This is a genomic window from Bacillus sp. YP1, assembly GCF_000877815.1.
GTDB classification, from domain to species: Bacteria; Bacillota; Bacilli; order Bacillales; family Bacillaceae; genus Bacillus; species Bacillus subtilis.
In genome coordinates this window covers 1,999,490-2,011,368 of the sequence record NZ_CP010014.1, presented here as the reverse complement: position 1 = coordinate 2,011,368, position 11,879 = coordinate 1,999,490, and the positions used below count along the sequence as shown (strand labels likewise).

Genomic DNA, 11,879 nt, shown 5'->3' with positions numbered 1-11,879 from the left:
ATACTATTCTCTGAAAGGGAGCATGTGAGAAACAGAAGATTCTAGGAGGTTAACTCAAATGGCAGCCGATCGAAACACCGGTCATACAGAAGAGGACAAACTTGATGTATTAAAATCAACCCAAACCGTAATACATAAGGCTCTGGAAAAATTGGGATATCCCGAAGAGGTATACGAATTGTTAAAAGAGCCGATGAGATTATTAACGGTAAAAATACCTGTTCGTATGGACGACGGTTCAGTAAAGATTTTCACAGGATATCGTGCGCAGCACAATGACTCTGTCGGTCCAACGAAAGGCGGGATACGTTTTCACCCGAACGTAACAGAAAAAGAGGTGAAGGCGCTTTCAATTTGGATGAGTTTAAAATGCGGCATAATAGATCTTCCATATGGCGGTGGTAAAGGCGGAATTGTTTGTGATCCAAGGGATATGTCGTTTAGAGAGCTGGAGCGTCTGAGCAGAGGGTATGTCAGAGCGATCAGCCAAATTGTCGGCCCGACAAAAGACGTGCCGGCACCGGATGTATTTACAAACTCACAAATCATGGCTTGGATGATGGATGAGTATTCAAGAATTGATGAATTTAATTCGCCTGGATTTATTACAGGCAAACCGCTTGTGCTTGGCGGATCTCACGGGAGAGAATCTGCGACAGCAAAAGGTGTTACCATCTGTATTAAAGAAGCGGCTAAGAAGAGAGGCATCGATATTAAAGGTGCGCGTGTCGTTGTCCAAGGCTTCGGAAACGCGGGAAGCTATTTGGCAAAATTTATGCATGATGCGGGGGCAAAAGTTGTCGGCATCTCAGATGCGTATGGCGGACTTTATGATCCGGAAGGCCTTGATATCGATTATTTACTCGACCGACGCGACAGCTTCGGTACCGTAACAAAGCTTTTCAACGATACCATTACCAACCAAGAGCTGCTGGAGCTGGATTGTGATATTCTCGTTCCTGCTGCGATTGAAAATCAAATTACAGAAGAAAATGCCCATAATATCCGGGCTAAAATTGTCGTTGAAGCAGCGAACGGACCAACAACGCTTGAAGGAACAAAAATTCTTTCAGACCGGGACATTCTGCTTGTACCAGACGTGCTGGCAAGTGCCGGTGGCGTAACAGTTTCTTATTTTGAATGGGTTCAGAATAACCAAGGCTTCTACTGGAGTGAAGAAGAGGTAGAAGAAAAATTAGAAAAAATGATGGTCAAATCATTTAACAATATTTATGAAATGGCTAACAACCGTAGAATTGACATGAGGCTCGCTGCATATATGGTCGGCGTTCGCAAAATGGCTGAAGCTTCGCGTTTTAGAGGCTGGATATAAGTTGATGATTTGCATAAAAATAAAAAATCTCCTATGATAAAATAGGAGATTTTTTTATTCGGAAATAGAAAATATGAAGTGAAATGCCAATCGCAGGAGTTGACAGAAATGATTCAAGAAAAAGCAATTATTATAGGCGGAGGACCTTGCGGACTATCTGCTGCCATTCACCTAAAACAAATTGGCATTGATGCCCTCGTCATCGAAAAAGGCAATGTCGTTAACAGTATTTACAATTATCCGACGCATCAAACCTTTTTCAGCTCAAGTGAAAAGCTCGAAATCGGAGATGTCGCATTTATTACAGAGAACAGGAAGCCTGTCAGAATCCAGGCTTTATCGTATTACCGTGAAGTCGTTAAACGGAAAAACATCCGTGTTAATGCGTTTGAAATGGTGCATAAAGTGACGAAAACGCAAAAAAACACATTCGTTATTGAGACGTCAAAAGAGACCTACACGACGCCATATTGTATCATCGCCACAGGCTATTATGATCATCCAAACTATATGAATGTACCCGGTGAGGATTTGCCGAAAGTATTTCATTATTTTAAAGAAGGTCACCCGTATTTTGATAAAGATGTTGTTGTTATCGGGGGGAAAAATTCAAGCGTGGACGCTGCCCTTGAACTCGTGAAATCTGGAGCGCGTGTCACAGTTTTATATAGGGGCAATGAGTATTCTCCAAGCATTAAGCCGTGGATTCTGCCGGAATTTGAAGCCCTCGTCAGAAACGGTACAATCCGTATGGAATATGGCGCTTGTGTCGAAAAAATCACCGAGGATGAAGTTGTGTTTCGCTCCGGAGAGAAAGAACTCATTACCATTAAAAATGATTTTGTATTTGCCATGACAGGCTATCATCCTGATCATCAATTTCTTGAAAAAATTGGTGTTGAAATTGATAAAGAAACAGGGCGTCCATATTTCAACGAAGAAACGATGGAAACGAACGTTGAAGGTGTCTTTATTGCCGGTGTTATTGCTGCGGGAAATAATGCAAATGAAATATTTATTGAAAACGGCAGGTTTCACGGGGGGCATATCGCAGCGGAAATCGCCAAAAGAGAAAACCATTAAAGATGAGGAGCATATGATGCATTCGTATGCTCTTTTTGTTTTTTTAAGTGCAGACAGATGTAAAATTTTAAACAACATGGTAGGATAGACGTAGGAATATAAAGGAAAGAGGTTGCCTGATGTTTGCAATCATCTCTGCAGGAATTGCCCCCGGCATCGCGTTATTAAGTTATTTTTATTTAAAAGATCAGTATGATAATGAACCTGTACATATGGTGCTACGGTCGTTTTTTCTCGGGGTTGTTCTTGTATTTCCCATCATGTTTATCCAGTATGTACTTGAAAAAGAGAATGTAGGAGGCGGAAGCTTTTTCGTTTCTTTTTTATCTTCGGGGTTTTTGGAGGAATCATTAAAATGGTTTATACTGATGATCAGTGTTTACCCGCACGCCCACTTTGATGAGCATTATGACGGGATTGTGTACGGTACAAGTGTATCTCTCGGTTTTGCAACCCTCGAAAATATTCTTTATTTAATTGGCCACGGCGTAGAGCATGCGTTTGTCAGGGCGCTGCTGCCTGTTTCATGCCATGCCTTGATTGGCGTTATAATGGGATTTTATCTTGGAAAAGCCCGTTTTTCCGCTGATAAGGCGCGTGTAAAGTGGCTTACTCTTTCTTTAGTTGTCCCATCCCTTTTGCATGGATCATATGATTTTATCCTAACAGCGCTTAGCAATTGGATTTATTATATGCTTCCATTTATGGTATTTTTATGGTGGTTTGGTTTGCGTAAAGCGAAAAAAGCCCGTTCCGTTAATATGATGCAAGTATAGAAGCCGCACAGCAACCGTGCGGCTTTTTTGTGTGCAGTTTTTATGTTCTGAGGGATAACAAGGAAAGAGTGTATAAAAATAACCTCGTTACAGAAAATACGATTACACTTAAAAATTTGCAGTAGGAGGCTTGAAAAGATGAAGTCCAAAGGATCGATTATGGCATGTCTCATCCTTTTTTCCTTTACAATAACGACGTTTTTCAATACTGAAACCATCTCTGCCTTTTCGAATCAGGTCATTCAAAGAGGGGCAACCGGGGACGATGTGGTCGAACTTCAGGCGCGTCTTCAATACAACGGATATTATAACGGAAAAATTGATGGGGTTTATGGATGGGGGACGTACTGGGCAGTTCGGAATTTTCAGGATCAATTCGGGTTAAAAGAGGTTGACGGCCTTGTAGGAGCTAAAACAAAGCAAACCTTAATATGTAAATCAAAATACTATCGTGAATATGTCATGGAACAGCTCAATAAAGGGAATACATTCACGCATTACGGAAAAATTCCGCTAAAATATCAGACGAAACCATCAAAAGCAGCAACACAAAAGGCAAGACAGCAAGCAGAAGCACGGCAGAAACAGCCTGCGGAAAAAACAACGCAGCAGCCTAAAGCGAATGCGAATAAACAGCAAAACAATACACCAGCAAAAGCAAGAAAACAGGATGCGGTAGCAGCGAACATGCCTGGTGGATTTTCCAACAACGATATCAGGCTGCTTGCTCAAGCGGTTTATGGCGAAGCCCGGGGCGAGCCGTACGAGGGGCAGGTTGCTATTGCAGCAGTCATTTTAAACCGTTTGAACAGCCCGTTATTTCCAAATTCAGTAGCGGGGGTTATTTTTGAGCCGCTTGCCTTCACAGCAGTAGCCGACGGACAAATTTACATGCAGCCGAATGAAACGGCCCGAGAAGCAGTGCTGGATGCCATCAATGGCTGGGACCCATCAGAGGAAGCACTTTACTACTTTAATCCGGATACGGCTACAAGTCCGTGGATTTGGGGGCGTCCACAGATTAAAAGAATCGGTAAACACATTTTCTGTGAGTAGCAGATATGAGAAAGCATAAAAAGAGGTGTGATAAATGATCAGAGGAATTTTAATCGCCGTGCTTGGTATTGCAATAGTCGGTACAGGCTACTGGGGATACAAAGAACACCAGGAAAAAGACGCAGTTCTTCTTCATGCTGAAAATAACTATCAGCGGGCGTTTCATGAGCTTACCTATCAGATGGATCAGCTTCATGATAAAATCGGAACAACACTTGCCATGAACAGCCAAAAATCACTGTCGCCTGCATTGATCGATGTGTGGAGGATTACATCAGAAGCTCATAACAGTGTCAGTCAGCTGCCGCTTACATTAATGCCGTTTAATAAAACTGAAGAGCTATTATCAAAGATCGGCGATTTCAGCTATAAAACGTCAGTCAGAGATTTGGACCAAAAGCCGCTTGATAAAAACGAGTATACATCACTAAATAAGCTATATCAGCAGTCCGAAGATATACAAAACGAATTGCGTCATGTTCAGCACCTTGTCATGAGCAAAAACCTTCGCTGGATGGACGTAGAAATGGCCCTGGCTTCTGACGAAAAACAAAGTGATAATACGATTATCAACAGCTTTAAAACAGTCGAAAAAAATGTTGGTGCATTCTCCACTGGCACTGATCTTGGCCCGAGTTTCACCAGCACGAAAAAAGAAGAGAAAGGCTTCAGCCATCTGAAGGGAAAACAAATTTCCGAACAGGAAGCAAAACAAATTGCTGAGCGCTTTGCCCCAGATGACAATTATTCAATTAAAGTGGTAAAGAGCGGAAAAAAAACAAATCGCGATGTATATAGCATCAGCATGAAAGACCCAGACCATAAAGCAGTGATTTATATGGATATTACGAAGAAGGGCGGGCATCCGGTATATTTGATCCAAAACAGAGAAGTGAAAGATCAGAAAATCAGTTTGAATGACGGATCGAACCGAGCGCTTGCATTTTTAAAGAAAAACGGATTTGAAACAGATGATTTGGAAATTGATGAAAGTGCCCAATATGATAAAATCGGTGTATTTTCATATGTTCCTGTTGAAAATAAAGTCCGGATGTACCCAGAGGCAATTCGTATGAAAGTGGCCTTGGATGACGGTGAAGTTGTCGGCTTTTCAGCAAGAGACTTCCTCACATCTCACAGAAAAAGAACCATACCTAAGCCTGCAATTACTGAAGCAGAGGCAAAGTCTAAATTAAATAAAAATGTACAAGTGAGAGAAACAAGGCTCGCTTTGATTACAAATGAACTAGGTCAAGAAGTGTTATGCTACGAAATGCTTGGGACAATTGAAAATGACACATTCAGAATGTATATCAATGCCAAAGACGGATCGGAAGAAAAGGTTGAAAAACTAAAAAATGCAGAACCTATATATAAAGACCTATAAAAAACAGGAGGAAAGGACTAAATGTCTTTTCCTTTTTTTCATTACGTGCTTTAATAAAAACGTGAGTATATTGAATGCGAAAGAGTGAAGTCAATGATAGAGATTGGAGAAAATGTACTTTTAGAATATATAGAAGAAAATGAATTGAAAAAGGCAAAAAGCAAGGCGGTCAGCATTGAAAACAATGAACTTTTGATCGCGTATCCTGTTGATGTAGTTACAGGGCGAACTGTGATTTTACATAACGATATGGAAGTAACGGTAGAGTTTGTGGGAAAAGACGAAGTTCCTTATCGCTTTATAAGCCGTATAAAAGGTAAAGTGAAGGACAAACTTCAAATGATCTGTCTTGAAATGCCTCCCCGTGAAAAAATGAAAAGAATCCAGCGCCGCCAATATGTAAGAACTGATGCGGTATTAGATGTGCAAATTCAGCCGGGAAATGAAGAAGAGTTCCGCACACTATCCTATAACATCAGTGCAGGCGGCATCGCCGTGGTTTTAAATGATGGCCTTTCTTTTCAATCGGGGGAATCATTGCGCCTGATCATCCGTCTTCCTGAAGAGGAGCACACACGTCAAATAGAAACAGAAGCAGTTGTCAAACGAATCTTTAATGACCCCAAGTCAGGAAAACGCAAAATGACTTTAGAGTATTCAGAAATTGCAGCAGGTGACCAGCAGGCTTTGCTTCAATACTGCATCAGGCGCCAGTTAAATAAGAGAAGAAAGGCCCGAATGGAATAAACATCGGCAAACACTTCCATACTATTTGTAATGGAGGTGCTCCAATGAAAACATTTGAACGGCTGCTGATCAAATTATTGTTCATTCAGGCCATCATTTTATTTGGTGTCCAATTTCTTTTTCACTATCAGCATATTGAACCATACGTATCAAAAGTGATTCAATATGAAGGGGTGGATAACATGGAGGGGGACAATAAGATTGAAACCTTCAAACATTAATTATTCATCAATTTTTCACCCTTTTTCATAAAGTTCGTGATACAATCCATAGAGGAGAAAAGAGCAAGGAGAGGAATTATGGAAAAGAAATTATCGATTGCAATTGACGGCCCGGCAGCTGCAGGGAAAAGCACCGTTGCCAAAATTGTGGCTGAGAAAAAATCGTACATATATATTGATACAGGAGCAATGTATCGAGCGATTACGTACGCGGCTTTACAAGAAAACGTTGAGCTGACAAATGAAGAAAAACTGGCTGAGCTGCTAAAGCGGACAGACATTGAGCTGATTACAACAAAAGATGGACAAAAAGTGCTTGTAAACGGCACCGATGTAACTGATGCGATCAGAACAGATGAAGTCAGCAACCAAGTTTCAATTGCGGCCAAGCACAGAAGTGTCAGAGAAGAAATGGTGAAACGCCAGCAGCAGCTTGGGGAAAAAGGCGGCGTCGTCATGGATGGTCGTGACATCGGGACGCATGTGCTGCCAAATGCAGAAGTAAAAATCTTTCTTTTGGCATCTGTTGAAGAGAGAGCGAAACGCCGTTATGAAGAAAATGTGAAAAAAGGCTTTGATGTCAACTACGAAACATTAATTGAGGAAATTGCAAGAAGAGACAAGCTTGATTCAGAGCGCGAAGTATCTCCGCTGCGTAAAGCAGAAGACGCTATTGAAATCGACACGACATCGCTTTCCATTCAAGAGGTAGCTGATAAAATCCTCGAGGCTGTGGAGCAAAAGTCCCGCTGAGGATGGCAAATGCCACTTTTTTTGAATTTTTCAACGAAGATAGAATGTTATTGCTTGACAAACCTGTCCTTTTATTAGAAGTTAATACTAATAAAACTTTTTATTGATCATTCAAAAAACTTTTTTGGATGATTCTTTAATACATATTCGGCTAAAAGCGGGCATGTTATATGTTCAGCTTTCAAACCGTTTTAATTAAGCTGTGTAGGTTTGGACCAAGGAGGTTATTCAAATGACAGAGGAAATGAATCAAATTGATGTTCAAGTGCCAGAGGTTGGAGATGTAGTTAAAGGGATTGTGACAAAGGTAGAAGACAAACATGTAGATGTAGAAATTATCAATGTCAAACAATCCGGTATTATTCCAATCAGTGAATTATCAAGTCTTCATGTAGAGAAAGCATCGGATGTTGTTAAAGTAGACGACGAGCTTGACCTGAAAGTAACAAAAGTGGAAGACGATGCTTTGATTTTATCTAAACGTGCTGTTGATGCAGACCGCGCTTGGGAAGACCTTGAGAAAAAATTTGAAACAAAAGAAGTGTTTGAAGCTGAAGTGAAAGATGTCGTGAAAGGCGGCCTTGTCGTTGATATCGGCGTTCGCGGTTTTATTCCGGCATCACTTGTTGAAGCACATTTCGTTGAAGACTTCACTGACTATAAAGGAAAAACACTGTCACTGCTCGTTGTAGAGCTTGACCGTGATAAAAACCGCGTGATCCTTTCACACCGTGCTGTTGTTGAAAGTGAACAAGCGAATAAAAAACAAGAACTTCTTCAGTCTCTTGAAGTTGGAAGTGTACTTGATGGCAAAGTACAGCGCCTGACTGATTTTGGCGCGTTTGTTGATATCGGCGGCATCGATGGACTTGTACACATTTCACAGCTTTCCCACTCTCATGTAGAGAAGCCGTCTGACGTTGTTGAAGAGGGACAAGAAGTAAAAGTGAAAGTGCTATCGGTTGACCGTGATAATGAACGTATTTCTTTATCAATCAAAGATACACTGCCTGGACCTTGGAGCCAAATCGGCGAAAAAGTGAAGCCTGGCGATGTGCTTGAAGGAACCGTACAGCGTCTTGTAAGCTTCGGTGCCTTTGTTGAAATCCTTCCAGGTGTTGAAGGTCTCGTTCATATTTCTCAAATTTCCAATAAACACATCGGCACGCCGCATGAAGTTCTTGAAGAAGGACAGACTGTAAAAGTGAAGGTTCTTGATGTGAATGAAAATGAGGAGCGCATTTCATTAAGCATGCGTGAACTTGAAGAAACGCCTAAAGCTGATCAGGAAGATTACCGTCAATATCAAGCGAAGGAAGAAACAAGCACTGGCTTCCAGCTTGGAGATTTGATCGGAGATAAGCTGAATAAACTAAAATAATTGGTGATAAACGTGACTCGAGCAGAACGGAAAAGACAACACATCAATCATGCCCTGTCCACCGGCCAAAAGCGGGAAACAGGTCTTGATGATATTACGTTTGTTCACGTCAGTCTGCCCGATCTTGCATTAGAACAAGTAGATATTTCCACAAAAATCGGCGAACTTTCAAGCAGTTCGCCGATTTTTATCAATGCAATGACTGGCGGCGGCGGAAAACTTACATATGAGATTAATAAATCGCTTGCGCGAGCGGCTTCTCAGGCTGGAATTCCCCTTGCTGTGGGATCGCAAATGTCAGCATTAAAAGATCCATCAGAGCGTCTTTCCTATGAAATCGTTCGGAAGGAAAACCCAAACGGGCTGATTTTTGCCAACCTGGGAAGCGAGGCAACGGCTGCTCAGGCAAAGGAAGCCGTTGAGATGATTGGAGCAAATGCGCTGCAGATCCACCTCAATGTGATTCAGGAAATTGTGATGCCTGAAGGAGACAGAAGCTTTGGCGGCGCACTGGAACGTATTGAACAAATTTGCAGTCATGTCAGTGTACCAGTCATTGTGAAAGAAGTCGGATTCGGTATGAGCAAAGAATCAGCAGGAAAGCTGTATGAAGCTGGTGCTGCAGCTGTTGACATTGGCGGTTACGGGGGAACAAATTTCTCGAAAATCGAAAATCTCCGAAGACAGCGGCAAATCTCCTTTTTTAACTCGTGGGGCATTTCGACAGCTGCAAGTTTGGCGGAAATCCGCTCCGAGTTTCCTGCAAGCACCATGATCGCCTCTGGCGGTCTGCAAGATGCACTTGACGTGGCAAAGGCCATTGCGCTTGGGGCCTCTTGCACCGGAATGGCAGGGCATTTTTTAAAAACGCTGACTGACAGCGGTGAGGAAGGACTGCTTGAGGAGATTCAGCTGATCCTTGAGGAATTAAAGATGATTATGACCGTGCTGGGCGCCAGAACGATTGACGATTTACAAAAGGCGCCCCTTGTGATCAAAGGTGAAACCCATCATTGGCTCACAGAGAGAGGGGTCAATACATCAAGCTATAGTGTGCGATAAATGATAAAAGCCCAAAACCATATGTGGTTTGGGCTTTTTGTGTTATGATTTTCGCTTTTTGAATCTTCCGTTTTGTTCAAGGCTTGTCGCTCCGTCATAGTGAATGGACTGGTCGCGGTCTGATTCGACTCTGCCTGAAGCTTTGAGTTTTTTCTCTTGTCTGTCTTTTCCCATGATCATACTCCTTAATGTGAGATCGATTGTTTAAAAAATGTGCTTGAACTCCATACTGGGAATATGGAGGAAGTAAAATGGAACAATTTTATTACTATTGGTCAATGTGGTTTCTGTGGGTTCTGACAACATTTATTTTTGAAAAGACGAAAAGACGAATTGCCGTCTCTGTCTTTATTTTAACTAATATTATTCTAAGCATACATGACATCGCTTTATATTTTTCCCTGAATGCTGCATATTTGATGTTTTTCGTTTGCGGATGTGTCTATGCCGGGTATTTGGGAATGTATCGTTTTCGTTATATCATGGTCTATCTGACGCTTGTTGCCGCGTATGCGTTTGTTTATCTTTTTGCATTATATGACCCGGTTTGGTTCATCATAAAACCTGAGTGGGCTGCTGTTATATTAATAGTGCTTTTAACAGCTTCTGTTGAAAGGAATTTTGAGAAGCAGCTTGTCTTATTTGTCCTAGGGATGTGCCAAGGCGAACTGGTGTATTCATTTGTGATCCAGAAGTTGGCCGGGGCTATGGCTGTCGGCGGCTTTCAATGGCTGAATGCGTGTTCTGCGGGGATGATATTGCTGTTTGGCATATCTAAATACGAACACCTCGCAAGCCAGATTGGTCAGAAAAGCAAAAGATCAAACAAAGGAGCTACCAAAATGTCATGAGTGATTACATCTATCCGATTATTGCTGGGGTCATTGCCGGAATTGCGACAAGGCTTTATATGCTGAAAACGGATTACCGCCAGTATCCGACCTATGTTCATGGGAAAGTGATTCACATCGCGCTGGGGTTGATAGCGGCTGGTTTAGGTGCAATTATTATGCCGGCGCTTTTGCAGGAGGAATTTACGGCCATCACATTTTTAACATTGGCAGCGACGCAATTTAGAGATGTCCGAAACATGGAGCGGAACACATTGACGCAAATGGATTCGTATGAACTTGTCTCAAGGGGAAGCACATATATTGAGGGGATTGCCATTGCGTTTGAAAGCAGAAATTATATTGTGATCTTTACAGCGCTTTTGACAACCTCTGCGTATGTGTTTTTATCCATCTGGGCTGCTGTCATAGCGGCTGTCGTTTGTTTTTTACTGGCCATGAAATTTATGTCGGGCAGTGTGTTGAAGGATATTGTAGACATCGAGTACATAAAGCCGCGCTTTGACGGTCCGGGACTGTTTGTTGATAATATTTATATGATGAATATCGGGCTTCCAGAGAAACAGGAACTGATTTTAAAGCATGGCATGGGCTTTATTTTAACGCCAAAAAACTTTAATTCAGCAGCGACGATAGCAAATTTAGGGCAGCGTCAGGCCATTTTATTTGATGTTTCCAATGTGCTTGGGGTTTATCGGGATTCAGGAGAGCCATCTTTGACACCAATTGCAAAACGGGATTTAAATGATGGGAGAGTGGCGGTATTTGTTCTCCCGCAAATTCACCATCCCGAAACGGCTGTTCAAATTATTAGCAATGTTCCAACCCTGGAAAATGCGATTAGAATGCCGACTGAATTTATCAAGAATCAGGATAAGGTGATAGGATGAGTGAATCTCTTACGAAAGTGATTTTGTCTGTAATCACGACAAATCCAAACCGGGCTGCAGGGGGAGCACCTGTCTTTTTTTGCAATGACCAAAAGGAGATGGAGCTTTTCGCTAAAAATCTTGAGGCGATCCTTGATGGAATAGCACACAGAATCGGAGATGACGTGTATTTGATCGTGAAACATTTTTAAGAATAGTTGTGATCCCAGTAAAAACTGATATAATAAATGAGTTAAGCCCTTCCTCTGAAGGGTTTCTTTTCATAAAAGTGAATGAAATGATTTTAATAACCGGTTGAAAATTTATGTAAAAATGAAAGCGGCTGGATTGAAAGGAAGG

General features: G+C 41.8%; 14 protein-coding genes. 13 read left to right on the top strand and 1 reads right to left on the bottom strand.

Going from position 1 to position 11,879, the window contains the following annotated elements:
• The first annotated feature begins 58 nt into the window (after positions 1 to 58).
• The 10 genes from gudB to fni all read left to right on the top strand — a co-directional run bounded on the left by gudB (position 59) and on the right by fni (position 9,799).
• On the top strand, positions 59 to 1,333 hold the full coding sequence (gene gudB, locus QF06_RS09675; protein ID WP_003230536.1) for an NAD-specific glutamate dehydrogenase: 1,275 nt from the start codon (positions 59 to 61) through the stop codon (positions 1,331 to 1,333).
• Between the two features lie 108 nt (positions 1,334 to 1,441).
• Complete coding sequence (locus tag QF06_RS09670; protein ID WP_043940145.1) at positions 1,442 to 2,416, top strand: YpdA family putative bacillithiol disulfide reductase; 975 nt, start codon at positions 1,442 to 1,444, stop codon at positions 2,414 to 2,416.
• A gap of 119 nt (positions 2,417 to 2,535) precedes the next feature.
• Positions 2,536 to 3,192 carry a glutamic-type intramembrane protease PrsW gene (gene prsW, locus QF06_RS09665; protein ID WP_014480144.1) on the top strand — a complete coding sequence of 219 codons (657 nt, stop codon included), beginning with the start codon at positions 2,536 to 2,538 and terminating at the stop codon, positions 3,190 to 3,192.
• Positions 3,193 to 3,330: 138 nt separating this feature from the next.
• Positions 3,331 to 4,248, top strand: coding sequence for a spore cortex-lytic enzyme (gene sleB / locus QF06_RS09660; protein WP_014480142.1), 918 nt, complete (start codon positions 3,331 to 3,333; stop codon positions 4,246 to 4,248).
• Between the two features lie 34 nt (positions 4,249 to 4,282).
• Positions 4,283 to 5,635, top strand: a complete 1,353-nt coding sequence (gene ypeB / locus QF06_RS09655) for a germination protein YpeB (RefSeq protein ID WP_029726759.1) — start codon at positions 4,283 to 4,285, stop codon at positions 5,633 to 5,635.
• A gap of 93 nt (positions 5,636 to 5,728) precedes the next feature.
• On the top strand, positions 5,729 to 6,382 hold the full coding sequence (dgrA, locus tag QF06_RS09650) for a cyclic di-GMP receptor DgrA (RefSeq protein ID WP_041849975.1): 654 nt from the start codon (positions 5,729 to 5,731) through the stop codon (positions 6,380 to 6,382).
• Between the two features lie 44 nt (positions 6,383 to 6,426).
• Positions 6,427 to 6,603 carry a YpfB family protein gene (locus QF06_RS21205; protein ID WP_021481556.1) on the top strand — a complete coding sequence of 59 codons (177 nt, stop codon included), beginning with the start codon at positions 6,427 to 6,429 and terminating at the stop codon, positions 6,601 to 6,603.
• A gap of 78 nt (positions 6,604 to 6,681) precedes the next feature.
• Positions 6,682 to 7,356, top strand: a complete 675-nt coding sequence (gene cmk, locus QF06_RS09645) for a (d)CMP kinase (RefSeq protein WP_041849974.1) — start codon at positions 6,682 to 6,684, stop codon at positions 7,354 to 7,356.
• 232 nt (positions 7,357 to 7,588) lie between these two features.
• Positions 7,589 to 8,737, top strand: a complete 1,149-nt coding sequence (gene rpsA, locus QF06_RS09640; protein ID WP_014477197.1) for a 30S ribosomal protein S1 — start codon at positions 7,589 to 7,591, stop codon at positions 8,735 to 8,737.
• Positions 8,738 to 8,749: 12 nt separating this feature from the next.
• Positions 8,750 to 9,799, top strand: coding sequence for a type 2 isopentenyl-diphosphate Delta-isomerase (gene fni / locus QF06_RS09635; RefSeq protein ID WP_041850191.1), 1,050 nt, complete (start codon positions 8,750 to 8,752; stop codon positions 9,797 to 9,799).
• Positions 9,800 to 9,841: 42 nt separating this feature from the next.
• Here the strand turns inward: fni and QF06_RS21200 are convergent, their stop codons facing one another.
• Entirely contained in the window at positions 9,842 to 9,973 is a 132-nt protein-coding gene (locus QF06_RS21200) for a YpzI family protein (RefSeq protein WP_003225499.1), read from the bottom strand.
• A 77-nt stretch (positions 9,974 to 10,050) separates the two neighbouring features.
• Here QF06_RS21200 and QF06_RS09630 point away from each other — a divergent pair, with 77 nt between their 5' ends.
• Genes QF06_RS09630 through QF06_RS09620 form a run of 3 tightly spaced genes read left to right on the top strand, consistent with a single transcriptional unit; the run spans position 10,051 to position 11,731 of the window.
• Positions 10,051 to 10,650, top strand: a complete 600-nt coding sequence (locus QF06_RS09630) for a YphA family membrane protein (protein WP_003230560.1) — start codon at positions 10,051 to 10,053, stop codon at positions 10,648 to 10,650.
• A complete protein-coding gene (locus tag QF06_RS09625) occupies positions 10,647 to 11,540 on the top strand; it encodes a YIEGIA family protein (RefSeq protein WP_003230562.1) in 894 nt (297 codons plus the stop codon). Before QF06_RS09630 ends, QF06_RS09625 begins: the two co-directional genes overlap by 4 nt.
• A complete protein-coding gene (locus QF06_RS09620) occupies positions 11,537 to 11,731 on the top strand; it encodes a capping complex subunit for YIEGIA (protein WP_038828580.1) in 195 nt (64 codons plus the stop codon). Before QF06_RS09625 ends, QF06_RS09620 begins: the two co-directional genes overlap by 4 nt.
• Positions 11,732 to 11,879 lie beyond the last annotated feature (148 nt).